This window comes from Streptomyces rugosispiralis, assembly GCF_024505145.1.
Taxonomy (GTDB): Bacteria; Actinomycetota; Actinomycetes; order Streptomycetales; family Streptomycetaceae; genus Streptomyces; species Streptomyces rugosispiralis.
In genome coordinates this window covers 552,274-576,772 of sequence record NZ_JANIAA010000001.1, presented here as the reverse complement: position 1 = coordinate 576,772, position 24,499 = coordinate 552,274, and the positions used below count along the sequence as shown (strand labels likewise).

The following is a 24,499-nucleotide window of genomic DNA, read 5'->3' as shown; positions in this document are numbered from 1 at the left end:
GGCCGGGGCGTCATCGGCCCCGGTCACCGGCGGCGATCGGGTCATATGATGACCTGAAGACAAGGCCCCCGCATACTGTGACGTCCGTCACATGAGGTGGGGTGAGGAGGGGTGGAGTCGGGTGGGACGCGGCGCGGCGGGGTGTGGTGTGTCCGGTTCGGCCCGGGGCGAGCGGCCCGAGATCGTCCACACCGCTCGTGATGGGCCGACTGGCCGAGCTCGGCCCGGTCGGTGCGGCATCGACCGCGCGGTCGGCCCCCGCGCCGACGTGAGCGGCCGATGGCCGTGCCGCGCCGAGGACGTGAACTCAGCCGATGTCGACGGAGGTGCCCGCCGCCAGCCCGTGGTAGCGGGCGCCCGTGCCGGGGCCGTTGTCGCCCAGGAACCCGCCGAGCATCGCGATGCCGACATCGTTGAGGGCGCCGTCGTGGATGGCGTAGGCGTCCCGCGGGGCCACCTCCCGCACATAGTCGATCAGCTGCCCGGTGGTGGACCAGGGGCCGTGCACGGGCAGCAGTAGGGTGTCGACGGTGGCATCGGGGACGGTGAGCGCGTCTCCGGGGTGGAAGAGGGTGTCGTCGACGAGGAAGCCGACGTTGCCGACCGGCGGGATGTCGGGGTGGATGGGCGCGTGCCAGGTGCCGTAGACCTTCACCTCGAAACCGGCCGTGGTGAAGGACTCGCCCGCGCCGACGGTGGTGACCCGGGTGCCGAGGCCGTCCAGCTGCTTGGCGACTGAGGCGTTGGTCCAGATGCGCAGGGCCGGATTGTTCTCCGCGGCCTTGCGGAGCACCTCCTCGGAGAAGTGGTCGAAGTGTTCGTGGGTGACCAGGACCGCGTCCGCGTCGTCCAGCGCGTGCGGTTCGGTGAGGCCACCCGGGTCCACGACCAGGCGGCGGTCGTCCTTGTCGATACGGACGCAGGCATGGCCGAACTTGGTGAGCTGCATGGCGGGTCTCCTTGATCCCTGGCAAAACTATACAACTGCATTGCGCAACTAAACTGTACAACATGGTTGTACAACCTGCCTTCATGACCTGGATAGGGTGGGGCCATGGAAGACGACGCACTGGCTGAAGACCTGCGGCAAGCGGTCGGCGAACTCGTCCGCGCCGTACGGGCCGCCGACACCATGCCCTCCGGAGGGGCCGCCATCCTCGGCCACCTCGACCGCGGTGGCCCGCAGACCACGGCCGACCTCGCGCACCGGCGCGGAGTGACCCACCAGTCGGCCGCCAAATCCGTCAAGGAACTGCTCGGCGACGGCCTGGTGCGCACCGAACCCCACCCCAGCGACGGCCGCAAACTCCTGCTGCACATCACCGACGCAGGCCGCGCCCGGCTTCAGCGGGAGCGCGCCCAGCGCGCCGGCTGGCTGGGCACCGCCATCCGCGACGCGCTCAGCCCCGACGAGCAGCGGCGACTGCGGGACTGCGTACCCCTGCTGACCCGTCTGACCGCTCGCATCACCGAAAAGTGACCGCGGAGGCGATGTGCCGGGTTCGGCGGCTTCTGTGGGCGGATGGGTTATATCCCGGAGGGCGATGCCAGTCATAAGCACATCGGGATTTCCGGCGCGCCGCGCGATGGCTAGCGTGAACCTCGACGCCGCGAATGCTGGATTCGGGTAAGCGGGTGGATCGGGGGAGTGGAATGCGACTGCTCGTGAAGCGGCCATCCGATCGGGTCAAAGGGCAGATTTCCGTTCCGACCTCGAAATATCACGCGCATCGGGCTTTGATACTGGCGTCGCTCGCCCCCGGGACCAGCCGCATCGTGGGGCGGTCGAACGCGCAGCACGTCCGGCAGACCATCACCGCGCTGCGCGGTCTCGGTACGCGGATCGAGGTGGACGGGGACGACTTCCTCGTGCACGGGGGGCCGTACCGTCCGCTGCGCTCACAGGTCCCGGTGGGCAGTGCGGGCACGGCGCTCTATTTCCTCACCGGGCTCGCCTCTCTCGCGAGCGCGCCGGTGACCATCGTGGGGCAGAAGTCTTTCCCCCGGCGTCTGATCGGCCCGCAGCTACAGGCCCTGTCAGATCTCGGCATCGACCTCGATTCGCCCACCGGCGGCCCGCCGATTTCCGTACGGCCGCGCCGTCCGAAAGGCGGCCACGCGCGTATCGAGGGCATTCTCTCGCAGTGGATTTCCGGATTGCTCATGGTGGCGCCGTTCGGGACCGGGCCGAGCACCATCACGGTGGAGGGCGAGTTCAACGAACGCTCCTATGTGGATCTGACGGTCCGGATGATGCGGCGGTTCGGACTGCGGGTCGATGTCTCCGAGAACGGGCGGCGGTTCGACATCGAGCCGGGTCAATGCCCCGCTCCGGCAACGGTGGTGCTGCCGCCCGACGTCGGCGCGGCGGCCTTCGGCCTGGCCGCGGCGGCGCTGCACCCGGCCGATGTGCTGTTCCGGGGGCTGCCCGCGCTCCCCGTGGACCAGGTGGACCACCCCGAGGCGGAGCTGCTGAACCTCGTCGCCGGGATGGGCCTGCCGATGACGGCCGACCCGGCGACCGGCATGGTGCGGGTCCGCCACGACGGGATCAGGCTGCGCCCCGCCCGGATCGACTGCCGGGCGACGCCCGACCTGCTGCCCGCGCTGTCCGTGCTCGGGGCACTGGCGGACGGCACCACCGTGCTGGACAACGTGGCCCACGTCAGGCTCAAGGAGTCGGACCGGGTGGCGTCGATGCTGCAGCTCACCAGGATGGGCGCCCGGATCGAGCAGCGCGGGCAGCGACTGCTGTGCCACGGTGTGGAGCGGCTGACCGGCGCCGAACTGTCCTCGTTCAACGACCACCGGGTGCTGATGTCGCTGGCCGTCGCGGGCACGGCGGCCGACGGTGAGACCCGGCTCACCTACCCGAACGCCTACCGCGGTTCCTATCCGCGCTTCCTCGAGGAGATGAACGGCATCGGCCTGAGCATGTCGGTGGAACGGGACCGGACGCCGGACCGGAGCCCCGCCCGGCCCCCCGCCCTCGCCGGGCCCGTGAAGTGATCATCCGTCGGAACGCGCGCCCCGCGAAGGACCGGTGTCGTCGTGCGGCAGGTCCCGAAGGTCGGTGGCGCACAGGCGCAGGACCCGCTCGCGCAGCCATCGGTGGGCGGGATCGACGGTGTTCCTGGGATGCCAGTACATCGACTCCACGAGCCGTGGCAGCGGCACATCGAGCGCCACGGTCCGAAGGCCGATCCGCGGGCCGAGCTGGTCGAACAGGCGCCGCTGTATCACCGTGACCATGCGGGTGCCGGGGAGCAGACAGGCCGCGTTGGTGAAGTTGTCGGTGGCGGCGACGGCCCGGAGGGGCAGGCCGAGTTGAGCGAGTGCGGTGTCCGCGATCGTGGGCTGCGGCCCCCCGATCTGGACGTACGGCAGAGTGCACAGCTGATCGGCCGTCAGGACGTCACCGACCTCGGGGTGGTCCTGGTCCACCACGGCCACGAACTCATCGGTGAACAGCGTGGCGCTGGAGAACGTCTCCAGCTCCTTGTCCTGGATCATGGGCGGCCAGATGACCAGATCGCACTGGCCTCTGCGGAGCTGGTCGACCATGCCGTGGTTCAGCGGGGCGACCTTGATCTGCACATGGGGGTAGGCGGTGTCGATCTCCCGCAGCAGCGGCCGCAGCAGAACGATGGCCACGTAGTCGCTGGCGGTCACGGTGAACACCCGGCGGTCGGTGGTCGGGTCGAAGGCCGCGTTGGCGCCGACCACCCCCCTGATCGCCTCCAGCATCTCCGTGACCGGCTGGACCAGCGACTCCGCGAAGGGCGTCAGCACCATCCGGCGGCCGTCCCTGACCAGCAGCGGCTCGTTGAAGTGGCGGCGGAGCTTGGCGAGCGAGGTGCTCATCGAGGGCTGGGTGACCTCCACGCGCTCCGCCGCCTTGGTCACGCTCCGTTCCATCAGCAGGGCGTGCAGCGGGACCAGGAGGTCCATGTTGAAGTTGCTGAGGGAGGGTGGCATCGCTCTGAGTCCTCGTCATGATCGGGCCGTAATGGGCAGCCGAGGCGAGTCCTGTCTGAGCAGGATTCCGGTTCGCGGCGCGTGACGACGGAACCGTACTACGGATGGCACCCCGGCGCAGACGTGTGCGCCGGGGTGCCATGGGGAGCCGACGAGGCATCAGGACATCAGGACGACAGGACCAGCTTGGCCTTGTGGCCGCTGACCGACCGCACGCCGATGCTCAGGTTGTTGAGCCTGACGGCGCCGCCCGGACTGGTGCTGCCGCTCAGGTGCGCGCCGCCCGTAGTGGTGGCCGCCATCTTCACGGACCGGGAGCTGATGTGGGTGATCCGCAGCTTCCCGAACCCGAACCGATGGCTGTCGACCTTGATGCTCGTGGGCCTCGACACGGTGACCGTGCACCGCCCGTCGTAGCAGGGCCCGTGGGCGGCGGCCCGCGCCACCGGCGACATCAGGCCGAGCCCCAGCGTGCCCGCCAGAGTCGTGGTCACCGCGGCCGTCGCGGTCCTCCAGCGCGTACCGGTACTCATCAGTGGAACCTCCTGGGTCGGGAATGCGTGCGCGGCATTTCTAACCCGCGGGTCCCGGGACCCCTCCCGGGGAGACCCCCGCGACGTGGCGGCGGCTACCGGGTGCGGACGAGGACGGTGCCGACCTTGCCGGGCCGCACCGCGTGCTCCACGGCGTCGGCCAGCTCGCCGAGGCCGTATGTGGCGGCCACGTCGAACTGGTCCGTGAGCCCCAGCGCGATCTGCTGCGCGGTGGCCACGTCGGACGCCCGCCGCTCGGCGGACGCCTCGGACAGCCACCGGCCGGGGGTGGCGGCACGGTCCGCCGGAAAATCCGGTGACGGTGGCCCGCCCGCTCCCTAGGATCGGGCCCTGTGCTCACCCGTCCCTCCTTCATCGGCGACGAAGCGATCGCGTGCGCCGTCGCCGCGCACTGGCTGCCGGAACTCGCCGAGGTCGCGTATCTGCCCTGGGGTTTCGGCGCACACCACTGGCGGGCGGCCGGTGGTGGCACGACCCTGTTCGTGACGCTGGACCAACTGGAGCCGCGGCACACCGAGGCGACGCTGGAGGCCGCCTACGCGGGGGCGGCGGCGCTCGCCGCCGCCGGTGTGGACGTGGTGTGCGCGCCGTTGCCGGCCCGGTCGTCCGGCCGGTTCACCGTCGGCGTCGAGGCGGGCGCGCTCAGCGTGACACCGTGGCTGGACGGGCGCAGCCCCACCGAGGAGGAGGCGCGCCGGCCACCGCACGTCCGCGAGGTCGAGGCCGCGCTGGCCACGCTGCACCGCGCCACCCCGCCACCCGGTCTGCGGCACTGGGCTCCCCGGGTCGGCCCCGAGTTCCCGGGCGAGCTACGGGCCAGGACCGCCCGGCCCTGGACGTCCGGCCCGATGGCGGAGGAGGCGCGGGCCGCGATCGCCGCACACGGTGCCGCGATCACCCGCTGGACGGGCCGCTACCTCGAACTCGCGGACCTCGCCCACTCCCGCCGGGACCAGTGGGTGACAACCCACGGCGAGCCGCACAACGACAACCAGGTCGTGGGCGGGTGCGGGCTGAAGCTGGTCGACTGGGAGTCGCTGGCCCTCGCGCCACGCGAGCGGGACTACGCCGATCTGCTCGCGGCCGGCGCGGGTCACCGGCTGCGCCCCGACCCGGCGATGGCCGAGCTGTTCGCCCTCGACTGGCGCCTCTCCGAGATCGCCGAGTACGCGCGCTGGTTCGCCGCCCCGCACACCGGCACGGACGACGACCACACCGCCCTGGAAGGGCTGTACGAGGAATTGCGGCAGGTCACCGCGCCAGGGCCGCCCGCGCCACCGTGACCGCCTGCCCGGCGTAGCCACGGCCGAACAGCACGGTGTGCACCAGCAGCGGGAAGAGCTGGTGGAGTCCGACGCGGTCGGCCCAGCCCTCGGCGAGCGGCGCCACCTCCTGATAGCCGTCCAGCACCTGGTCGAGATGCGGGCAGCCGAACAGGTGGAGCATCGCCAGGTCGGTCTCGCGGTGGCCACCGTGCGCCGCCGGGTCGATCAGCCACGCCTGCCCGTCCGCGCCCCACAGGACGTTCCCGTTCCACAGGTCGCCGTGCAACCGGGCCGGTGGCTCGGCGGGCCCGGCCAGCTCCGGCAGCCGCTCACATGCGCGTTCGATCACCTCGGCCTCGCCTCGGCGCACCGTGCCGTCGTCGACGGCGCGCCGCAGATAGGGCAGTACCCGGTGTTCGGCGTACCAGCGCGGCCAGTCGGTGCCCGTGACGTTGCGCATCGGGGCCATGCCGATGTACGCGTCCGCCGGGCCGTCGGGCGGCGGGGCGCCGAACGCGGGCGCGCCGACGGCGTGCAGGGCGGCCAGGTCGCGGCCGAACCGGGCCGCCGCCCGGGTGCTCGGGTGGCCGGTTGGCACCTGCTCGGTGACCAGCCAGTGCCGGTCGTGGCCGTGCACCGCCGGGACGCGGACCGTACCGGCGTCGGCCAGCCAGCGCAGCCCCGCCGCCTCGGCCGCCACCACGCCGGGATCGTCACCCCGTTTGACCATCACCGTCTGTCCGCCGTCGAGCGTGACCTCGGTGAGCATGGCGGACAGTGGCCGTCGGCGGGTCGCCGGACGGCCGGTGAGGCGGGCCGCCGCGGCACCGGGGTCCTCGCCCGTCCCGGCCCCGGCACGGGCGCTCATGAACCGAGGCGCTCGCGTACCCAGGCCAGCAGGCCGGGCACCGAGGCTTCGATCATGGCCAGCACCTCGTCGAACCCTTCCGGGCCGCCGTAGTACGGGTCGGGTACGTCCAGGTCACCGGTGGCGTGCGGGTCGAAGGACCGCAACATCCTGACCCGGGACGGATCGTCGACCAGCCGCCGCAGCGCCTTCTCGTGGCCGCGGTCCATCGCCAGCAGCAGCTCGGCGTCCCGGTGCTCGGCACCGATCTGGGCCGCGACATGCTCGACCGGATAGCCGTGCCGTGCCAGCAGTTCGCCGGCCCGTTCGTCGATGGGCTCACCGGCGTGCCAGGGGCCGATACCGGCGCTGCTGACCCGTACCGCGCCGTCGAGCCCCGCCCGGCGCAGCCGCTCGGCGAAGACCAGCGCGGCGGACGGCGACCGGCAGATGTTCCCGCTGCAGACAAAGCAGATGTGCACGGCCACCAGGGTAGGGCCTGGCTCCGCGGTGGCGCAGGGGGCGGGCCGCCCGGGGAGACCCCGGCTCACCCCGCCCAGGGCTTGTCCACCAGTGGCGTCCGGAGCCACCCCACGCCCCCGGCGCTCTCATCGGGCGTCAGCTCCAGCATGTGGCCACCGGGCCGGTCCGAGGCCCGCGCGATCGCGCTCACCAGCCGCTCGGCGAGGTCGGGGCCCTCGGTGTCGTCCATGTCGTCGACCGGCGCGCCGGCCCGTACGTCCTGGCGGACCTCTTCCCCGCCGTGGAGGGTCAGGATCAGGTGCTGGGGCGTCTTCTTGTCCCATCTGACCTGCTCGATGATGTCGGCGCGCACCATGCGGCCGCCGAACGTCGCGCTGTTGACCCGCACCCACACATCGGGCGTCATCGCGGCCCTCCCTCGCACCGGCGCCGATGGCCGTTCTCGTTCCTTCCCGTTGTACCGGACGGAGCCCGGCGTCAGACGCCGTGGTCCGCGAACGGACCATCGGCGGCGAAGGCCAGCGTGGCGAAGCGTTCCCCGATACGGCGGTGGGTGGCGGCGTCCGGGTGGAGCTCGTCGGGCAGCGGCAGCTCGGCGGCGTCGGCCTCGCCGTAGAGTTCGCGGCCGTCGAGGTAGTGGAGGTGGGGATCGTCGGCCGCCCGCTGCTTGACGATCCGGGACAGCTCATCCCGGATGACGCCCAGCGTCAGCTTCCCGGCGGCGCGCTCGGCGGGGTCGCCGGTGGCCAGGAACCGCAGCCTTCCGGCGCTGAGCGCGGCGAAGTCGAAGGACGCGGGGCCGGGCGTGTCCTCGTGGATGGGGCACAGGATGGGGGAGACGACCAGCAGCGGCGTGGTGGGATGCCCCTCGCGGATCGTGTCGAGGAAGCCGTGCACCGCCGGTCCGAAGGCGCGCAGCCGCATCAGATCGGCGTTGACCAGATTGATGCCGATCTTGATGCTGATCAGGTCGGCGGGGGTGTCGCGCATCGTCCGTGCGGTGAACGGGTCGAGCAGGGCGCTGCCGCCCAGGCCCAGGTTGATCAGTTCCACGCCGCCGAGGGAGGCGGTGAGCGCGGGCCAGATGGCGGTGGGACTCGCGGCGTCGGAGCCATGGCTGATCGAACTGCCGTGGTGCAGCCACACCCTGCGGCCCCGGTCCGGTACGGGCTCGAGGGGGGCGTCGGTGCGCAGGGCGACGAGTTCGGTGGTCTCGTTGTGCGGCAGCCAGATCTCGACGTCCTTGACGCCGTCGGGCAGATCGGCGAAGCGGACGGTGCCGGCCGGGCCGGGGTGGCTCTCGGCGGTGCCGGTGGCCAGGTCGATGGCCAGGGTGTTGCCGCCGGTCACCGTCGACTGGGCGGTCAGACGGCCGTCGATCAGCAGGTCGTAGACGCCGTCCGGGCGTGGCGGGGCACCCGCGTAGACCCGCTTGGTGGGCAGCGTGTCCAGCTCGACGGCGGTGGCTCCGGTCCGGAAGACCAGTCGTACGCCGGACGGCTGGGCCTCCGCCATGGCGAGCTGCCCATCGGCGCACTGGGCGCGGGCCCAGGCGGGCAGCCGGTGCGGCAGCAGCCCGTGCGCGGTGCGCTCCAGGTCGAGGGCGCCCCGCAGGATGTCGGCGGTGATGGGTGTGGTGATCCAGTCGTGCTCGGTGGTGTGCATCGTTCCAGCCTGTTGATCAGGGATGTATGCGGGGATGTATGGATCGCGCGGATACGCGACGAGCGAGCGGACACGCGATGGGCGAGCCGATACGCGATGGGCGATACGCGTCCGTCAGGGCGCGGGCCAGTTCCGCAGCAGGGCGTCGAGGGCGTCCAGGGTCCGCGACCAGCTCTCCTGGCTGTCGGGGGCGCTGTGGCTGAACCCGCCCGCCATCTCGAGGCTGACGTAGCCGTGGAAGACGCTGCCCAGCAGCCGGACCGCATGCGTCTGGTCCGGTTCCTCCAGGTCGTAGCCGCGCAGGATCGCCCGGGTCATCTGTGAGTGCCGGACCCCGGCGCTGGCGGCCGCCGTCTCCGGGTCGAGCCTGAGCCGGGCCGCGGTGTAGCGGCCGGGGTGCTCGTGGGCGTAGTCGCGGTAGACGTCGGCGAAGGCGGTCAGGGCGTCCTTCCCGGCCCGTCCCGCCAGCGCGTCGGCGGCCCGGTCGGCGAGCTCCTCCAGGGCGAGCAGGGCGATCCTGGTCTTGAGGTCCTGGGAGTTCTTCAGGTGTGAGTACAGACTCGCGACCTTGACGTCGAACCGTCTGGCCAGCGCCGAGACGGTCACCTGGTCGAAGCCGACCTCATCGGCGAGCTCCGCCCCCGCCTGGGTCAGGCGTTCCGTGGTCAGTCCTGCCCGTGCCATGCCTGTCCTCTCCTCGGCCAGAACCGATTATGCATTTGCCTAAACCCTTTAGGCAAATTAGCGTGCGGTTTATGAAGCCGATGACTGAGCAAGAGATCCGTGCCGCGTTCGTGAACTGCACCAAGGGCGAGACGAAGCGCCTGTCCGTCCCCCGCGACCTGGCCGATCGGCCCTGGGGCGACCTGGACTACCTCGGCTGGCGCGATCCGCAGGCCCCCGACCGTGCCTATCTGGTCACCGTGCTGGACGGCGGCCCGATCGCCCTCGCGCTGCGCTGTCCGGGCCCCGCTTCCTGGCAGGCGCGGCGCAGCATGTGCTCGATGTGCCTGACGGCCCATACGGGCGGTGTGTCCCTGATGGTGGCGCCGAAGGCGGGGAAGGCCAGGCAGCAGGGCAACTCGGTGGGCGCCTACATATGCAGCGACCTCGCCTGCTCGCTGTATGTGCGGGGTAAGAAGGACGCGGGCGCCGGTTCACGCCCGCAGGAGTCGCTCACCCTGGAGGAGAAGATCGAGCGGACCGTGGCGAACGTGGCCGCGTTCCTCGCCAAGGTGACCGCGTAGCTCATGTCGCCGGGCGGCGTCACGGCTCGTTCGACGGCGGTGCCCCGCACGCCGCGGCGTGCGGGGCACCGAGTGGGACGGACGTCAGCCGCAGTTGGTGTTGGCCTTCCCGAAGCGCGCACCGTCGATCCAGCCCCACCAGTCCACGCAGGTGCCCCGTGCGTTGGTGTAGATGGGCCCGGCGTAGGAGCGGTAGTCGCCGCTGTCGTAGATGTTGTGGATCTCCGTGTCGCTCCGCGAGAGGTAGATGGTCATCGGAACCGGCTCACCGGCGACGTTCCGGATCGCGACCAGGCAGTTCTTGCCCGTGGCGGAGCTGTAGGTGAGGTACGCCGTGCCCTTGTCCCCGACCTCGGTGGAGTTGACGACCGTGTAGCCGGAGCCGCAGGCGCCGTTGTACGCCGCGTGCGAGGGCGCCGCGGAGGCCGCGGGCGCGGCCACCATGAGGGCGGCCGCGCCGGCGCCGGTCACTGCCGCGACGGCCAGGGCGCGCTTGATGTGCGTCATGGATGGGTCCCCGTTCGTGTGGTGTCGGTGCTGTCGGTTGACGTGCCGTGGGTGGATTTCCCGGACACTACGACCCGCCGCCCGGCCCTTGAGTTGTCCTCGTGCGCCGTTACGGCTTTGTCCCCACTGTCACCAACGTGTAACGGGCGGCTCGCACAAGAAACGCAGGCTGAAAAGACTCTGACGGCCACCGGGCCACCAGTGGAAGGGATATCGAATGTTGTGATGTTTCGGTGGAGAGGATGGGGGTGTTTTCTGGTCCTCCTTCGGTGCTTTCGCCGGATGGGCTGTCGTTGCCGGATGTTGGCATCCCCGGCGGTGCTGCCGATGACGCGTCTCTCCTAGACTGTGCCGGTCCCCAAGTTGATCGGAGCACCCTATGCGTCGCCTTGCCGCCGCCCTTTTGGTAATGACCGCTTTTGCCTCGCTCGCCGGCTGCGCGCAGGATTTCGACCGGGGCCCTGACGGGCAGGTGACCGACAAGGTCAAGGACGGGAAGAAGTTCTACTTGGTCGTCAAGCCGACCAAGAAGGGGGACGGGGAGAAGAAGTTCCGCGTCAGTAAGTACGACTATCACGATTGCAATCGGGGCTCGAAGTACCCCAAGTGCGTTGACGATTAATCAGTTCGCCGTCACCGGCGAGTTCGTCGTCCCCACCGATCGCCGGGTCGGCCGTCCCTTTCGGCCGAATTCGATCCGAGGCCGCGCGGCTCAGCGGCTGGCCACGATGTCCAAGGTGATCTCGAGGCGGCGAGCCGCCATGCCCCTGGCCTTCTTGACACCAAAGGCGTAGCGGTCGATCGAGGCGGTGCCGCCCGCGGTGATCCGCTCACCTTCGCCGACCACGCTGCCGATCGTCACGACGACCGGCCGGGTCACTCCGCACACGGTCAACTCCCCGTGCAGCGTGGCACCTTCGGCGGACCGCTCCAGACCCCGGCTCCGGAAGTGGATCGTGGGGTGCCGTGCCACGTCCAGGAAGTCGGACGACCGGACGTGGTTGTCGCGCCGCGGATTGCCGGACGTGAAGCTGGCCGCGTCCAGCTCGACGTCCACCGACGACGCTTCCGAAGTCTCGGCAACGGTGATCCGGCCTTGGGTGATGGTGAACGTCCCCCGTACCCGGAGCAGCCCCAAGGCACGGGTGCCGAAGCGAACGGCCGATGCCGCCGGATCGATCTCGTAGGTGCCCGCCGCCGGTAAGGACAGCTCCGCGGCGCTTGATATCGCCATGCTCGTAGCCTCCGTTCGCTGAAGACCCTCTTGAGTGGCTCAGAATCTCGCACACCGCGGCAGCCGCACCAGACCCGAACGTCAACTATCGGCAGCGGGACCACCTTTGGCGAATCCCCGGCCTGACGAGTGTCAGCGGCGGCCCAGCACCTCGGCCACGCGGATGAACCCGTCCGCGCCATGCCCCAGCCCGATGGCGCGGCGGGTCATGCCCTCGGCCGCGCGCATCACCCCCGCGTCGATGCCGTGCGCCTCGGAGGTGTGGACGATATGGGCCATGGTCGATACGCCCGAGGTCATCGGGTTGCCCTCGCCGGAGAAGGTGCCGCGGTCCAACTCCTCGGCGTTCTCTTCGAAGAGCGGCGGAAGGATCGCGCCGATGCCCTTGGCGAAGGGCGCCAACTCCCGGGCGCTGATCCCCTCCGCCCGCGCCACCGCCAGGGCGTGCGCATAGCCCGCCATCGCCGTCCAGAAGATGTCGAGCAGCGCGATGTCGTACGCCGCCGCCCGGCCGATCTCCTCGCCGAGGTGGGTATGGGTACCGGCCAGCGCCTCCAGCACGGGCCGGTGCTCCTGGTAGAGCTCCGCCGGGCCGCTGTGGATGAACACCGAGGCGGGCGTTCCCATGGTGGTGGTCGGCGTCATGATCGCACCGTCGAGGTAGCGGATGCCATGGCCGGCCGCCCATTCCGCGGTGTCCCGGGCCCGGTCCGGAGTGTCCGCGCTCAGGTTCACCACGGTGCGTCCCTTGAGCGCGTCGGTGACCGCGTCCTGCCGCAGGATCGCGTCCGACGCGTCGTAGTTCACCACGCACACCACCGTCAACGCGCTCGCGGCGACGGCCTCTTCGGCCGAGGACGCACCCACCGCGCCCCGCTCGATCAGCTCCCGATCCCTGCCCGGCGTCCGGTTCCAGACCGTGATCCGCAACCCGGCGTCCAGGAACGCACCGGCCAGCGCGCGGCCCATCGGCCCCAGCCCGAGCACGGTGACGGCAGACTGTTCGGAGTACATGGACATGATTCAACCCCCATATGGATATACGCGTACACAGCGCAAGGGAAATAGAGCGAAGATGACACGCAGCCGTGCTCAGGACACCAATGTCTGCGGAGTGACCGCCGCGATCTCCGTGATCGACGGCAAGTGGAAGACCGCCCTGCTCTGGGCGCTGGAGTCCGGCCCGTATCGCCCCGGTGAGCTACGCCGGCGGCTGCCGGGTCTCAGCGAGAAGGTTCTGACTCAGGCGCTCCGTGAGATGGAGACGGACGGGCTGGTGCACCGGGAAGTCCACGATGTGCTGCCACTGAAGACCGTGTACTCCCTCACCGCGTTCGGCCGCGACCTCTCCGAGGCGTTGGCCCCCCTGTCCGATTGGGGACACCGTCGCCTGGAGAAGCTGGCCGAGGCCCAGTCGGCACCCTGACGCAACGCCACCTCCGTGTCATCCGATCCGGCGGCCCTCCGACCGCCCACCACCAGATTCGCCCGGCCGCCCGTCGGTGCCAAGTACCCACAAATAAGTGGGTACCGCGGATGACACGGGACCGGTGGGACCGGTGGTCCTCCGCGACGGGCCCTGTGCCCGGCGGGTCGGATGTCGTGCGGTCGGGCGGCGATGTCCCGGTCCGTGCGGGCAGCGCCTTGACGCGGTCCTGGCCACACCGCACGAGGAAGGGTTCCTGGCTTACGCCGAACCCCTCGACGATCGCCGTTTCGCGGGCATGACCAGCGACCCGGCGTCCTCCCGGCCATGCGGTGCCACTTGGCACTGGGACATATCGGGATTAAGTTGGTTGATGTCAAGCAACCAACTCCCGACGGGAGTGATGCTCGGTGGGCTGGACGACCGAGCGGCGTACGTCCGGAGCCAAGGGGGCCGTACGGCCCTATGGCGACCGTGGCCCGGGGCCGCGGTACAAGTGGATCGCGCTGTCCAACACCACGCTGGGCGTCCTGATCGCGACGATCAACATCTCGATCATGCTGATCGCGCTGCCGGACATCTTCCGTGGTATCGGGGTGGATCCGCTGCGCCCGGGGAACACCAGCCTGCTGCTGTGGCTGATCATGAGCTACATGGTGGTCACCGCCGTGCTCGTGGTGAGCTTCGGGCGGCTGGGGGACATGTTCGGCCGGGTGCGGATGTACAACCTGGGGTTCGCGGTCTTCACCGTGTTCTCCGTGCTGCTCTCCGTGACCTGGATGCACGGCACGTCCGCCGCGCTATGGCTGATCGGGATGCGGGTGCTGCAGGGCGTGGGCGGCGCCATGCTGATGGCCAACTCCAACGCCATCCTCACCGACGCCTTCCCCGCCGATCAGCGCGGGGTCGGCGCCGGGATCAGCACCACGTTCCAGAACTCGGCCACCGTCCTGTCCATCGGCATCTTCTTCTCCCTGATGATCGCCGGGCTCGCCGGTTCGCTCCCCGGTGCCCTCACCCACGGCCTGACCGCGGAGGGGGTCCCGGCCGGGGCCGCGGCGAGGGTCGCCGCCCTGCCACCGGTCGGAGTGCTGTTCGCCTCGCTGCTCGGCTACAACCCGGTGAAAACCCTGCTCGGGCCGCAGGTGCTCGACCGTCTGCCCGCCCATCACGCCGGTTATCTCACCGGGCGCGGCTTCTTCCCGGTGCTGATCTCCCCGCCGTTCTCCCAGGGCCTGTCCGCCGCGTTCGACTTCGCCATCGCGGCGTGTCTGGTGGCCGCCGTGGCGTCGCTGCTGCGGGGCGGGCGGTATGTGCACGGGGGCGGGTCGAAGGCGGGCGCCGGCGCCCCGGCGGTGATGGCGGCCGTGGCGGGCGGCAGTGCGGGCACGCGGAACACCGAGAACATCACCGGGGACATGTCCCACCCCGCGGCGCCCGCGCCCCGGCGGGCACCCTAGGCGGAGTCCGGGCCACCGCCCCCGTCGCCGCCACCATCGTCACCCGGCCAAGGACCGGGACCACCCTCAGAGGAGGAGCCGAGATGACCGCGCTCGACCCCACCACCCCGGGGCCCGTCACCCCGGAATCCGTAACCCCGAGTCCAACCACCCCGGACTCGGCAGAGCTGGCCGAACGGCTCCGTACCGCCCTCCAGCATCTGCTCCCCGCCCTGCGGAGCGCCCGGGGCGAGCACGGTGACCTCACCCCCAGCCGGCAGGCGGCCCTGGCGGCGCTCGCCGCCCATGGCTCGATGCGCATCAGCACCCTCGCGACCCGGCTGGGCATCGCCCTGCCGACCACGTCCCGCATGGTCGAACTGCTCGACGCCGCCGGCTGGATCGAGCGCACCCCCGACCCCGAGGACCGCCGCGCCAGCCTGATCGCCCTCACCGACATTGGCCGTGAACTCCTCCGCGCCGCACGTCGCGAGGCCGCCGCCCGGCTCGCCACGCGAATCGACGCGCTGAGCCCCGAGGAACGACAGACGCTGTCCGCCGCGCTGCCCGCCTTGGAGTCCCTGGCATGAGTGCCGGCAGCGCCGGCATTTCCAGTGCCGGCACCCCGTCGCAGTGCAGGGCCGCCCTGGTGACCGGAGCCACCTCGGGCAGCCGATCGGCGCCCGCGCGAGGGGCTACCGGTTCGGCGGGATTCGGTAGACGGAGACGTGGGAGCGCGACTCGGCGGTGAATTCGGCGCCGGACCAGTCCGCGTGCCTGCTCTCCAACTCGAACCCCGCCAACTGGGCCATCAGATCGAGTTCGGCGGGCCAGATGTATCGGTGCGGGCTGCGGGTCAGCCGGGCCTGCTTGGTGTCGTCGAACCGGAAGTGGTGTGAGACGACGTGCTGGCGCAGTATGTCGTAGGTGTCCAAGCCGATGTAGCCGGGCTCGGATTGCCAGACGGTGGCCGTCTGACCGGGCGGGAGCTTGCGCAGCTCGGGCACCCAGAGCTCGATCACGAACCTGCCACCGGGCCCGAGGTGGCGGGCGGCGTTGCGGAAGCACTCGACCTGCTCGGCCTGGGTGAGCAGGTTGGAGATGGTGTTGTAGACGAGATAGACGAGCGTGAACTCCCCGGGGGCCACGGTCGTCGCCATATCGCCCACGATCACCGGGACCGTCGCCTCGTCGGCCCTGGTGCGCAGTTGCCGGACCATCGGACGCGACAGCTCGATACCGGTGACGGGGACCCCTCGTTCGGCGAGCGGGACGGCCACCCGGCCGGTGCCGACGGCGAACTCGAGCGCCGCTCCGCCGCCCGCGAGCTCGGCCAGGCGGTCCACGGTCGGCCCCAGGATCTCGGGCGCGAACATGCCCGTGCCGGGCGTGTCATAGCGCTGCGCGGCGTCGACGTCCCAGATCTCCTCCTGATTCATGGCGTCACCCTTCACCGCTGGGGCACGCGATGTCCACTGATTTTGCTTCCGGGGGCCCGAGGGCCCCAGAGCCCGGGAGCCCCGGAGTCCGGGCTCGCCCATGCGGCAGGCACCGCGCTCGACCTTCACATGATCCCCACGCAACATCGTTGACGCGCTGGGCTGTCGCGGGCACCCGGCCGGGGTCGCCTGCTGAGGAAGGGGCCATTCGTCGTGATCGTTGTAGCGGTCCTCGTGCTGCCCACCCTGGTTCTGCTGCTGCTCGTCATGGACCGTGTCGAGGACTGGCTGTCCGGGCCGTCCGCGCCCCCGCGACATGCCGGTGAGCGGCGTCATCTGCGGTTGATTCCCGGCGGGGCGAGGGAATCGGGCTCCCGCCCGACGGCCACGTCGTCCAGGCGGCGGTCGAAGGCTGCCTGAAGCCGGTGGTCGCGGGCGCGCGTGGCGGGCCTCACCGGCTTACCTGCCGTGGCCCCGACCCGCCCGCCTCATCCGGCGGGCCTCCGCTCGGTGTTCCCGGAGTGTGCGAGGAGCCGCCGCAGCCAGCGAGTGCGCGCGTGGCGTGCGTCCTTGCTGATGGCCGCCTGCGGTGCCATGCCGTCGAAGCCGTGGTACGCGCCGGGCCATACGTGCAGCTCGGCCTGGCCCCCGGCCTGCCAGATCCCGTTCGCGTACGCCACGTCCTCGTCGCGGAACATCTCCGCCGATCCGACGTCTATGAACGCCGGAGGAAGACCGGAGAGGTCCGTGCTGCGGGCGGGCGCCGCGTAGGGTGGCACGTCCGCCGCGCCGTAGCGGTCACCCAGCAGCGCCTTCCAGGCGGTCTCGCCGGAGATGAGGTCCCACATACCGAGGCCCGACATCTGGTGGCTGGAGAAGGTGTGTGCGCGGTCGTCGAGCATCGGGCACAGCAGGAGCTGCCCGAGGACGCCGGGGCCGCCGCGGTCGCGGATCAGCAGGGCCAGGGCCGCGGCGAGGCCGCCGCCCGCGCTCTTACCGCCGAGGATGACCCGGTCCGCGTCGATGCCCAGTTCGGCCGCGTGCCCGGCGGCCCAGAGGAGCCCCGCGTAGCAGTCCTCCAGCGCTCCGGGGTACCGCGTCCGCGGCGCCAGCCGGTACTCGACCGAGATGACGGCCATGTCCAGCGGGAGGACCCACTCGCGAAGGATGCGCGGAAGCACCGACCACGCGTTGCCCATGATCATCGCGCCGCCGTGCATGTAGTACAGCAGCGGCAGCGGCCCTTCACGCCCGGCGGGCCGCACGCTCACCAGCGTGACATCGGGCCCGTCCCGCAGCCCCGGGACGGACAGCTCCGCCACCTCGAAACGGCCATCGGCCCGTAGCTCCTCGGCCGTCGGCCTGGGCCGGGTCGCTGCGTCCCGCTTCTGCCGGGCCGCGAGATTTCCCGGAGTGACCGGCTCTCTCGGCCCGTTGCCCAAGGATTCCAGCGCCACGCTCAGCTCGGGGTCGAACGGAGGCACCGGCATCGGCCTCGGGGCAGAAGGGCCTGTGTGGGGGAGATCCATACCGCGCATCCAAGCATCCGGCGCCGCTTGGCGATACCGACGGCTACGGCGGCTCGTCCGTCCGTCGCGCGTTCGGATCGCGCGCTGGTCCCGGCCCCAGGAGATCGCGGACGGTAGCATTTCGCCCGCGGGCCGCACGAGGGCCGACCGTGGCGGGGGGAGATGTGGAGAGCACCGGGCATCACAGCGACTCACTCGTCGTGCTGACCGCGCTGGACGTGGAGTACGAGGCGGTCCGGGCGCACCTGGTCGATCCGCGGCCGCAACTCCACCCGGCGGGCACCCTGTTCGAAGTGGGCCGGCTCGACGGTACGCCGTGGCGGGTGGCGCTCGCCGAGCTGGGCGACGGCAACCAGGGGGCGGCCGTGCTGACCGAGCGGGCGATCACCATGTTCCGCCCGCGCGCCGTGGCATTCGTCGGAGTGGCGGGAGCCCTCAAGGGCGACATCCAGCTCGGGGACGTCGTCATGGCCACGCATGTGTACGCCTACCACGGCGGCAAGGACGAGGACGGTGAGTTCCACTCCCGCCCGAGGGTCTGGCCGGTGCGCCAGGAACTCGACCAGCTGGCCCGCATGGCCCGCAGGACCGGTGCGTGGACCGAACTGCTCCGGGAACGCCCGCCCGGCGCCGCCCGCCCGGCCGTCCACCTCAAGCCCGTGGCCGCCGGTGAGGTCGTCCTCAACTCCGCGGACTCGCCCCTGAGACGGCAACTGCGCCGTAACTACCAGGACGCCGCCGCCATCGAGATGGAGGGCGCGGGCGTGGCGCAGGCCGCCCACCTCAACGCCGCGTTACCCGCCCTGATCGTCCGCGGGATCAGCGACCGGGCCGACGGGAAGAAGTACGACGCCGACGCCGAGGGGTGGCAGTCCCGCGCGGCCCGCCACGCGGCCGCCTTCGCCTTCTCCGTCCTCCGTGAACTGCCGCCCGGCGGTGGCCGGCCCGCCACACCTGGGCCGGTGACGCCCACGGGCCCGGCACCCGAACCATTCCCGGAAGGCCCGACGACCCCGCCCCCGGACGCGGGAACCCCACCGGACACCGGACCGGCCGCACACCGCCAACTCCTCCGCTGGGCGGGGCGGTTCTCCGACGACCTGGACCTGGTGGACTCCCCACGGCCGGACGCCGCCACCGGCTCCCCACCGCAGCTCAGCGGCGGGCTGTATGTGCGGCGGGCCATCCAGGACCGGGTGGTGGAGGCCCTCTACGACGATGATCCGAAGGCGGTCCTGGTGACCGGGGACGCCGGAAACGGCAAGAGCAGCCTGCTGTGGGGCCTCGCCCGGGACCTGACCGCCCTGGAGGACGCCGAGGTCTTCCTCGTGAACGCCGCCTGGCTGCTGCGCCCCCTGAGCGGCACCTCCGCGGTGCCCATGCTGACCCCCGCGACCGTCGTGTCCGGGGCCACTCACGCCCGGACGCGGGGCCGCACACCCGTCGTGCTCCTCGACACCGCCGATCTGCTGCTGCACGACGACCACCATGAGATGACGCTGCTCGACCTGTGCGAGGACCTCGCCACCGCCGGTGTCCGGCTGGTGCTGACCTCCCGTCCGGAGGAGGCGAACCGGCTGCGCACCGGCTTCCTCCGGATGTCGCTCGGCCCCTACGACGACGGCGAGATCCCGCACGCCATCCGCGGCCACGCCGCGCTCTACTGCCCCGACGCCGTCCCCCGTGACGACGGGGCACGGGTGCGGAGGCTGATGGAGCCCGTGGCCCGCGGACTGCCGGTGCGCGAGGTGTGCCGGTCCCCCCTCCAGCTGCGGCTGCTGTTCGAACTCGCCCGGGACGACGGCGCGTTCCCCAGTGCCGAGATCGACGCCACCGGTCTCTACCGCCGCTACTGGGACCACCGGGTCGTCACCGACCGGCGCCATCACGGCAACCAGAGTGCCACGGCGCCGGAGGACCTCTCCTCGATCACCGGTGCCATCGCCGTCGTACTGATGTCGGCGGGCCGTACCGAGCTGTCACGCGAGGACCTGGTCGAGCGGCTCACCTCGCCGCACGGCGCCCCTCGCCCCGCGTGGCATTACGAACCCGCCCGCGTCCGGTCGGCCCTGGACCTGCTGATCGACCGGGGTGTGCTGGGCCGGGGAGCCTCGGACGGCATCCACTTCTTCCACCAGACCATGTTCGAGTACGCGGCCGCGCGCGGCCTGCTGAACCTCACCGGGGCACCGGCGCTGCTGTCGCTGTGCGAGTGGATCGGATCCCATCCCCGTGACTTCTTCGTCGGGGCGATCCTCGAGCAGCTCCTCATGCTCGCCGCGGGGTCCGAACGGTATCGCGGCCCGGTGCGGGACACGCTGATCCGCATGGCGGCGCATGAGGACGCCATGATCCTGCACACCGTCGCCGTGGCCGTCGCGGCCCGGAACCCGGCCGTGGGCGTGCCCGTCGAGCCCCTGCTCGCGACGGCGCCGCACGGGGTCGCCCGACGGTACGCGGTGCTGGCCCCGACCGTACGCGACACGGACGTGGACGCCCTGCTGCCACAGCTCCGCGGCCTGTGGGAGCGGCAGGAGCCCAGCTTGCAGGAGGCCGTGCTCGAAGCGCTGGAGCGGCTGGCCGCCCAGGACTCGCTCGCCGTTCACGCCGCCCTCGCCGGCTGGGGCTGCGTACGGGAGCTGACCGGGCGCCGTACCGCCGGTGCGGGCCTCGATGTCCTGCCTCGGCTGATCGTGCTGACATCACACGTCGATGTGGCGTCAGCACGCACGGGCCTCATGGACATGCTCGACTTCGCCCTGACCCGGGGACTGGCGGAGCTGGCGGCCGGCGTGCTGACCCTATGGGCCCGGCACTGGGAGACACTGGGCTCGGCGGAGTGGGCCGCCGCCGTCCAGGAGCGCCTCCAGCGGGTGCGCCTCGCGCGTAAGTCGTACGACGTCGGGCTCTTCCAAACGGCCCTGGCCAGGGTGCTGGCCGCCTCCTGGACCCACGATCACGGCCTCCCGGGCGACCAGGAATGGCCCGGTGACCACGGACTCCCGGGCGACCACGGACTCCTCGTCGGCGACCCCGACAACCCCGACGGCGGTCCGGCCACCGCACCCCACCCCTGGACGCACCGCCTCGACGCCGCGGTGGCGCTCCTCGAGGCGGATGACCACGACACCGCGGGCAACGCCGGACTCATCGCCGCCACAGCCGTCCTGGCCACTCTGCCGCACGGCCACTGGGCCATCGAGGCCACCCTCGACCGGTGTCTGGCGATGACCGGGCCGGGAGCGCCGCACGCGCTGCAGCACCGGATGGTCTTCCCCCTGCTGCTCAGCGCCGACTGCGCCGCCGCGGAACGCCTCGTCCACCGGCTCGCCGCCATGCTCAAGGCGTTGCCCTGTCCCGAGAACCAGCCGGTCACGCCCTCGCAGCGGCTCGCGCTTGTGGCCCGTCGCGTCCTCGCCCACCGGGACGTTCCCCCGCGGCGCGTGCGGGAGGTGCTGGAACACTCCGGCTGGGAGGCCGACTCCGAGCTGTGGCTGTCCCGGGACGGCCTGGCCACGCTCCTCCTGCCGGCCGCGCTCGGCGGCCACCCCACCGCGGTGAGCAGGCTCGAGAAGGCGACGACCGCCCCGGCCGCCGCCCGGAGCCTCGTCCGCCAATCCCTCCACCGGGCGGTCACGGACGCCGGGCTCCACACCGAGCGCCATATCGGCCTGCTGGTGAGCCTGTCGCTCATGGACGCCGACACCGTGCTCCTGGAGGCCATCACCACCGGCCGGGCCAAGAAGGGCACGGGTCCGCTGCCGCCTCTCGCCCATGAGCGGGTGCTGGCCGCGCTACGGGCATCGGCCCCGGCCCTCACCGGGCTGATCGCGGACGAGATCGCCGAGGGCAACAGCGGAAAGCGGCAGCGTCAGGCACTGACACTCTGGGAATGCTCGGTGTCCGCCGGTGTCCTCCCCGCGCCCGGCCTGGCCGAACTCCTGCCCCGGTACGGCACCTTCTCCGACCAGAAGACCAGGGCGGCCTTCCTCGGGCTGGTGGGAACCATCGCGGCGCGCGAACCCGCCGAGTACACCACGGCACACACCTTCCTTTCGGAGCTGGTGTTCGACGCCGCGGGAGGCATCCCCGTTCTCGACGACGCGTCGGCCGCCACCCGGAACGCCGCCCGCAAGGCCCTGCTCCACGCCGCCTGCGAGTCCGGCCCGCTCACCCCCGCGGCCCTCACCACGGCCCTCGACCTGGCCTTCGCCCCGCCGACCGACGCCGGGCTGATCAGCGGGCTCGGCCAGCTGGTGCGGCGGCTCAGCGCCGCACACGGCGCGGCACCCGCCGCCGGGCTGCTGATCCGTGTCATCGGCGCGGCCGTGGCCTCGCGACAGGGCCGCGCCGCGGAGAACCACCTCGCCAAGTCCCTCCGCGGCGCTATGGACAGCATCTTCGACCACGGTTCCCCGGCCGTGTACCGGAGACTGTGGGAGCACCTCAAGGAGCGCGGCCCGGAGGACGACGCCGATCGCGTGGTCTTTCCGGAGCGGTACGCCCTGGCGCTGGTGAGCTGCGCTATCCGCCGCTCGTACCCGGCAACGCGCCAGGACCTGGAAGCACTTGTCGCCCATCCGCGGGTGCCGCGGCCCACCAAGATGTGGATCGGCGACCAGCTCAGCGCCCGCTCGCGGGAGCACACCGAACACGACCTCAGCTGGGTGCTGGATGGCCGGACGGCCTGGCAGCCAGTGGCAGGATGCTCGCGATAGTCGTCATCGAGGTCACGGGTGCGCGGGGCCCCGTTCGATCGCGGGAAGCCGAAGGAGCCCGATGAGCCGGAAGAACCACCATGTCGTCGTGCTCGTGCTCGACGGTGCGAAGCCACTCGACGTCGGCATCCCCGCGCAGGTGTTCTCCAACCGGCCGAGCATGCCCTACGAGCTGCGGGTGTGCGGCGCCGCGCCCGGACCGGTGACCGGTGGCGAAGGACTTTCGTACCACGTGGCCGAGGGGCTCGAGGCGTTCGAGCACGCCGACACCATCTTCATCCCCGGCTATCGGGAGCCGGCGACCACGGAACCACCGGCGGCGGTCGTCAGCGCGCTCATGGCCGCCCATGAGCGCGGCACCCGGCTCGCGGCCATCTCCACCGGGGCGTTCGCGCTGGCGGCCACGGGCCTGCTCGACGGCAAGCGGGCGACGACCCACTGGCACTACACGAAGGCTCTCGCCGAGCGCCATCCGCTGGTGCGGGTGGACGAGAACGTGCTGTTCGTGGACGAGGGCGACGTGCTCACCTCGGCGGGCGCGGCATCCGGTATCGACCTGTGCCTGCACCTGGTGCGGCGCGACCACGGCGTGGGGCTCTCCAACCATGTGGCGAGACGGCTGGTGGCGGCGCCGTACCGCAGCGGGGGACAGGCGCAGTACGTGCCCCGGAGCGTGCCCGAGCCGCTCGGCGACCTGTTCGCGAGCACGCGGGAGTGGGCCCTGGCACACCTCGGCGAACCGCTGACCCTCGAAGCGCTGGCCCGCAACGCGCGGGTGTCGGCGCGCACCTTCTCCCGGCGGTTCGTGGAGGACACCGGCTACACGCCGATGCAGTGGGTGCTCAGGGCGCGTGTGGACCTGGCGCGTGAGCTGCTCGAACGCAGCGATCTGAGCGTGGAGCAGATCGCCGACCGGGTCGGGCTCGGCACCGGGGCGAATCTGCGTCTGCACTTCCACCGCATTCTCGGCACCTCCCCGACGGAGTACCGCCACACCTTCTCGGCCTGAGACCCCTTCCGGGCGCCGTTCCGGTGAAGGGCGCGATGACCTGGCGAGATCCTTGCGTGTGGTGGCGTTCATGCCGCTGTCGGCCGGGGGTCCGGATACCGAACGATGGGGGCGGAACGAAAGGAACCTCCATGACGCGCATCGCCATCAACGGATTCGGCCGCATCGGACGCAACACCCTCCGCGCCCTGCTCGAGCGGGACAGCGACCTCGAGGTGGTTGCCGTCAACGACCTCACCGCCCCCGAGTCCCTCGCCCATCTGCTCAAGTACGACAGCGCGCTCGGCCCCCTCGGCCGTTCCGTCGAGGTCGACGGGACCGACCTGATCGTCGACGGCCGCCGCGTCAAGGTGCTCGCCGAGCGCGAGCCCGCCGAGCTGCCGTGGGCCGAGCTCGGCGTCGACATCGTGCTGGAGTCCACCGGCCGCTTCACCGCGGCGGACGCCGCCCGCGCGCACATCCGTGCCGGTGCCCGGCGGGTACTGGTGAGCGCCCCCTCCGCCGGTGCCGATGTCACGCTCGCCTACGGCGTGAACACCGACGCCTACGACCCCGCCGAGCATGTGATCGTCTCGAACGCCTCGTGCACCACGAACGCGCTGGCCCCGCTGGCAGCGGTACTGGACGACCTGGCCGGTATCGAGCACGGCTTCATGACCACGGTGCACGCCTACACCCAGGAGCAGAACCTCCAGGACGGCCCCCACCGCGACCTGCGCCGCGCCCGCGCCGCCGGGGTGAACATCGTGCCCACCACCACCGGGGCCGCCAAGGCCATCGGCCTGGTGCTGCCGAACCTGGACGGCAAGCTGTCGGGCGACTCGATCCGCGTACCGGTGCCGGTGGGCTCGATCGTGGAGCTGAACACGGCGGTCTCCCGGGAGGTCAGCCGCGACGAGGTGCTCGCGGCCTACCGTGCCGCCGCCGACGGCAGGCTCAAGGGCATCCTCGACTACTCCGACGAGCCGCTGGTCTCCAGCGACATCACCCGCCGGCCGGCGTCGTCCATCTTCGACGCCGCCCTCACCCGCGTCGACGGCAAGCACATCAAGGTGGTGGCCTGGTACGACAACGAGTGGGGCTTCTCGAACCGCGTCATCGACACGCTCGAACTGCTCGCGCGCGACTGAGCGCGACGGCTGACCGACCGTCGGCCGAG

26 protein-coding genes are annotated in these 24,499 nt (G+C 71.4%); 12 read left to right on the top strand and 14 right to left on the bottom strand.

Annotation, left to right across the window (positions count from 1 at the left end):
- Positions 1-307: 307 nt before the first annotated feature.
- Positions 308-949: an MBL fold metallo-hydrolase gene (locus NP777_RS02580; RefSeq protein WP_256648340.1), complete on the bottom strand. Its 642-nt coding sequence runs from the start codon at positions 947-949 to the stop codon at positions 308-310.
- A 105-nt stretch (positions 950-1,054) separates the two neighbouring features.
- Between NP777_RS02580 and NP777_RS02575 the strand changes: the two genes are divergently transcribed.
- Complete coding sequence (locus tag NP777_RS02575) at positions 1,055-1,480, top strand: MarR family winged helix-turn-helix transcriptional regulator (RefSeq protein WP_256648339.1); 426 nt, start codon at positions 1,055-1,057, stop codon at positions 1,478-1,480.
- Between the two features lie 134 nt (positions 1,481-1,614).
- A complete protein-coding gene (locus NP777_RS02570) occupies positions 1,615-3,009 on the top strand; it encodes a 3-phosphoshikimate 1-carboxyvinyltransferase (protein WP_308404992.1) in 1,395 nt (464 codons plus the stop codon).
- On the opposite strand, the gene NP777_RS02565 is transcribed toward NP777_RS02570, so the two are convergent.
- The 3 genes from NP777_RS02565 to NP777_RS02555 all read right to left on the bottom strand — a co-directional run bounded on the left by NP777_RS02565 (position 3,010) and on the right by NP777_RS02555 (position 4,750).
- On the bottom strand, positions 3,010-3,978 hold the full coding sequence (locus NP777_RS02565) for a LysR family transcriptional regulator (RefSeq protein ID WP_256648337.1): 969 nt from the start codon (positions 3,976-3,978) through the stop codon (positions 3,010-3,012).
- Positions 3,979-4,145: 167 nt separating this feature from the next.
- On the bottom strand, positions 4,146-4,511 hold the full coding sequence (locus NP777_RS02560) for a hypothetical protein (protein WP_256648336.1): 366 nt from the start codon (positions 4,509-4,511) through the stop codon (positions 4,146-4,148).
- Between the two features lie 95 nt (positions 4,512-4,606).
- Entirely contained in the window at positions 4,607-4,750 is a 144-nt protein-coding gene (locus tag NP777_RS02555) for a hypothetical protein (RefSeq protein WP_256648335.1), read from the bottom strand.
- A 114-nt stretch (positions 4,751-4,864) separates the two neighbouring features.
- On the opposite strand from NP777_RS02555, the gene NP777_RS02550 reads away from it, so the two are divergent.
- Positions 4,865-5,815, top strand: coding sequence for an aminoglycoside phosphotransferase (locus tag NP777_RS02550; protein ID WP_256648334.1), 951 nt, complete (start codon positions 4,865-4,867; stop codon positions 5,813-5,815).
- Here NP777_RS02550 and NP777_RS02545 read toward each other — a convergent pair.
- The 5 genes from NP777_RS02545 to NP777_RS02525 all read right to left on the bottom strand — a co-directional run bounded on the left by NP777_RS02545 (position 5,784) and on the right by NP777_RS02525 (position 9,476).
- Positions 5,784-6,665, bottom strand: coding sequence for a fructosamine kinase family protein (locus NP777_RS02545; RefSeq protein ID WP_256648333.1), 882 nt, complete (start codon positions 6,663-6,665; stop codon positions 5,784-5,786). The genes NP777_RS02550 and NP777_RS02545 overlap by 32 nt on opposite strands.
- Entirely contained in the window at positions 6,662-7,126 is a 465-nt protein-coding gene (locus NP777_RS02540) for a low molecular weight protein-tyrosine-phosphatase (RefSeq protein ID WP_256648332.1), read from the bottom strand. The genes NP777_RS02545 and NP777_RS02540 overlap by 4 nt, the downstream gene beginning before the upstream one ends.
- A 65-nt stretch (positions 7,127-7,191) precedes the next feature.
- Positions 7,192-7,533 (bottom strand): hypothetical protein, encoded by a 342-nt coding sequence (locus NP777_RS02535; RefSeq protein WP_256648331.1) that lies wholly within the window; start codon positions 7,531-7,533, stop codon positions 7,192-7,194.
- A gap of 71 nt (positions 7,534-7,604) precedes the next feature.
- On the bottom strand, positions 7,605-8,792 hold the full coding sequence (locus tag NP777_RS02530; protein ID WP_256648330.1) for a GDSL-type esterase/lipase family protein: 1,188 nt from the start codon (positions 8,790-8,792) through the stop codon (positions 7,605-7,607).
- Positions 8,793-8,906: 114 nt separating this feature from the next.
- Complete coding sequence (locus tag NP777_RS02525; protein WP_256648329.1) at positions 8,907-9,476, bottom strand: TetR/AcrR family transcriptional regulator; 570 nt, start codon at positions 9,474-9,476, stop codon at positions 8,907-8,909.
- A gap of 71 nt (positions 9,477-9,547) precedes the next feature.
- On the opposite strand from NP777_RS02525, the gene NP777_RS02520 reads away from it, so the two are divergent.
- Positions 9,548-10,039, top strand: a complete 492-nt coding sequence (locus NP777_RS02520) for an FBP domain-containing protein (RefSeq protein ID WP_256648328.1) — start codon at positions 9,548-9,550, stop codon at positions 10,037-10,039.
- Positions 10,040-10,123: 84 nt separating this feature from the next.
- Here the strand turns inward: NP777_RS02520 and NP777_RS02515 are convergent, their stop codons facing one another.
- The gene (locus NP777_RS02515) at positions 10,124-10,537 is read right to left on the bottom strand and encodes a spore-associated protein A (protein ID WP_391858453.1); all 414 of its coding nucleotides are present in this window, start codon (positions 10,535-10,537) and stop codon (positions 10,124-10,126) included.
- Between the two features lie 388 nt (positions 10,538-10,925).
- On the opposite strand from NP777_RS02515, the gene NP777_RS02510 reads away from it, so the two are divergent.
- Complete coding sequence (locus NP777_RS02510) at positions 10,926-11,168, top strand: hypothetical protein (RefSeq protein ID WP_256648326.1); 243 nt, start codon at positions 10,926-10,928, stop codon at positions 11,166-11,168.
- 90 nt (positions 11,169-11,258) lie between these two features.
- On the opposite strand, the gene NP777_RS02505 is transcribed toward NP777_RS02510, so the two are convergent.
- Entirely contained in the window at positions 11,259-11,780 is a 522-nt protein-coding gene (locus tag NP777_RS02505) for a YceI family protein (RefSeq protein ID WP_256648325.1), read from the bottom strand.
- Between the two features lie 132 nt (positions 11,781-11,912).
- Positions 11,913-12,800 (bottom strand): NAD(P)-dependent oxidoreductase, encoded by an 888-nt coding sequence (locus NP777_RS02500; protein ID WP_256648324.1) that lies wholly within the window; start codon positions 12,798-12,800, stop codon positions 11,913-11,915.
- A gap of 55 nt (positions 12,801-12,855) precedes the next feature.
- Between NP777_RS02500 and NP777_RS02495 the strand changes: the two genes are divergently transcribed.
- The 3 genes from NP777_RS02495 (at position 12,856) to NP777_RS02485 (ending at position 15,235) form a co-directional block, all read left to right on the top strand.
- A complete protein-coding gene (locus tag NP777_RS02495; RefSeq protein WP_210946670.1) occupies positions 12,856-13,206 on the top strand; it encodes a winged helix-turn-helix transcriptional regulator in 351 nt (116 codons plus the stop codon).
- 410 nt (positions 13,207-13,616) lie between these two features.
- The gene (locus NP777_RS02490; protein ID WP_391858442.1) at positions 13,617-14,666 is read left to right on the top strand and encodes an MFS transporter; all 1,050 of its coding nucleotides are present in this window, start codon (positions 13,617-13,619) and stop codon (positions 14,664-14,666) included.
- A gap of 83 nt (positions 14,667-14,749) precedes the next feature.
- Complete coding sequence (locus NP777_RS02485; RefSeq protein WP_256648323.1) at positions 14,750-15,235, top strand: MarR family winged helix-turn-helix transcriptional regulator; 486 nt, start codon at positions 14,750-14,752, stop codon at positions 15,233-15,235.
- A gap of 105 nt (positions 15,236-15,340) precedes the next feature.
- On the opposite strand, the gene NP777_RS02480 is transcribed toward NP777_RS02485, so the two are convergent.
- The gene (locus NP777_RS02480; protein WP_256648322.1) at positions 15,341-16,084 is read right to left on the bottom strand and encodes a class I SAM-dependent methyltransferase; all 744 of its coding nucleotides are present in this window, start codon (positions 16,082-16,084) and stop codon (positions 15,341-15,343) included.
- 213 nt (positions 16,085-16,297) lie between these two features.
- Between NP777_RS02480 and NP777_RS02475 the strand changes: the two genes are divergently transcribed.
- Positions 16,298-16,504, top strand: coding sequence for a hypothetical protein (locus NP777_RS02475; protein WP_256648321.1), 207 nt, complete (start codon positions 16,298-16,300; stop codon positions 16,502-16,504).
- Positions 16,505-16,572: 68 nt separating this feature from the next.
- Here NP777_RS02475 and NP777_RS02470 read toward each other — a convergent pair whose 3' ends face one another.
- Positions 16,573-17,574, bottom strand: coding sequence for an alpha/beta hydrolase (locus NP777_RS02470; protein ID WP_256648320.1), 1,002 nt, complete (start codon positions 17,572-17,574; stop codon positions 16,573-16,575).
- 203 nt (positions 17,575-17,777) lie between these two features.
- Here NP777_RS02470 and NP777_RS02465 point away from each other — a divergent pair, with 203 nt between their 5' ends.
- From NP777_RS02465 to gap, 3 genes are all read left to right on the top strand, one after another.
- Positions 17,778-22,331: a 5'-methylthioadenosine/S-adenosylhomocysteine nucleosidase gene (locus tag NP777_RS02465; RefSeq protein WP_256648319.1), complete on the top strand. Its 4,554-nt coding sequence runs from the start codon at positions 17,778-17,780 to the stop codon at positions 22,329-22,331.
- A gap of 61 nt (positions 22,332-22,392) precedes the next feature.
- Positions 22,393-23,340: a GlxA family transcriptional regulator gene (locus NP777_RS02460; RefSeq protein ID WP_256648318.1), complete on the top strand. Its 948-nt coding sequence runs from the start codon at positions 22,393-22,395 to the stop codon at positions 23,338-23,340.
- A gap of 131 nt (positions 23,341-23,471) precedes the next feature.
- Complete coding sequence (gene gap, locus NP777_RS02455) at positions 23,472-24,470, top strand: type I glyceraldehyde-3-phosphate dehydrogenase (protein WP_256648317.1); 999 nt, start codon at positions 23,472-23,474, stop codon at positions 24,468-24,470.
- Positions 24,471-24,499: the final 29 nt, after the last annotated feature.

What these genes read in the sequence shown, in the direction of transcription:
- NP777_RS02580 (WP_256648340.1), bottom strand. Translation starts at nt 949, where the DNA reads ATGCAGCTCACCAAGTTCGGCCATGCCTGCGTCCGTATCGACAAGGAC.
- NP777_RS02575 (WP_256648339.1), top strand. Translation starts at nt 1,055, where the DNA reads ATGGAAGACGACGCACTGGCTGAAGACCTGCGGCAAGCGGTCGGCGAA.
- NP777_RS02570 (WP_308404992.1), top strand. Translation starts at nt 1,615, where the DNA reads ATGCTGGATTCGGGTAAGCGGGTGGATCGGGGGAGTGGAATGCGACTG.
- NP777_RS02565 (WP_256648337.1), bottom strand. Translation starts at nt 3,978, where the DNA reads ATGCCACCCTCCCTCAGCAACTTCAACATGGACCTCCTGGTCCCGCTG.
- NP777_RS02560 (WP_256648336.1), bottom strand. Translation starts at nt 4,511, where the DNA reads ATGAGTACCGGTACGCGCTGGAGGACCGCGACGGCCGCGGTGACCACG.
- NP777_RS02545 (WP_256648333.1), bottom strand. Translation starts at nt 6,665, where the DNA reads ATGAGCGCCCGTGCCGGGGCCGGGACGGGCGAGGACCCCGGTGCCGCG.
- NP777_RS02535 (WP_256648331.1), bottom strand. Translation starts at nt 7,533, where the DNA reads ATGACGCCCGATGTGTGGGTGCGGGTCAACAGCGCGACGTTCGGCGGC.
- NP777_RS02530 (WP_256648330.1), bottom strand. Translation starts at nt 8,792, where the DNA reads ATGCACACCACCGAGCACGACTGGATCACCACACCCATCACCGCCGAC.
- NP777_RS02525 (WP_256648329.1), bottom strand. Translation starts at nt 9,476, where the DNA reads ATGGCACGGGCAGGACTGACCACGGAACGCCTGACCCAGGCGGGGGCG.
- NP777_RS02520 (WP_256648328.1), top strand. Translation starts at nt 9,548, where the DNA reads ATGAAGCCGATGACTGAGCAAGAGATCCGTGCCGCGTTCGTGAACTGC.
- NP777_RS02510 (WP_256648326.1), top strand. Translation starts at nt 10,926, where the DNA reads ATGCGTCGCCTTGCCGCCGCCCTTTTGGTAATGACCGCTTTTGCCTCG.
- NP777_RS02505 (WP_256648325.1), bottom strand. Translation starts at nt 11,780, where the DNA reads ATGGCGATATCAAGCGCCGCGGAGCTGTCCTTACCGGCGGCGGGCACC.
- NP777_RS02500 (WP_256648324.1), bottom strand. Translation starts at nt 12,800, where the DNA reads ATGTCCATGTACTCCGAACAGTCTGCCGTCACCGTGCTCGGGCTGGGG.
- NP777_RS02495 (WP_210946670.1), top strand. Translation starts at nt 12,856, where the DNA reads ATGACACGCAGCCGTGCTCAGGACACCAATGTCTGCGGAGTGACCGCC.
- NP777_RS02485 (WP_256648323.1), top strand. Translation starts at nt 14,750, where the DNA reads ATGACCGCGCTCGACCCCACCACCCCGGGGCCCGTCACCCCGGAATCC.
- NP777_RS02480 (WP_256648322.1), bottom strand. Translation starts at nt 16,084, where the DNA reads ATGAATCAGGAGGAGATCTGGGACGTCGACGCCGCGCAGCGCTATGAC.
- NP777_RS02470 (WP_256648320.1), bottom strand. Translation starts at nt 17,574, where the DNA reads ATGCCGGTGCCTCCGTTCGACCCCGAGCTGAGCGTGGCGCTGGAATCC.
- NP777_RS02460 (WP_256648318.1), top strand. Translation starts at nt 22,393, where the DNA reads ATGAGCCGGAAGAACCACCATGTCGTCGTGCTCGTGCTCGACGGTGCG.
- gap (WP_256648317.1), top strand. Translation starts at nt 23,472, where the DNA reads ATGACGCGCATCGCCATCAACGGATTCGGCCGCATCGGACGCAACACC.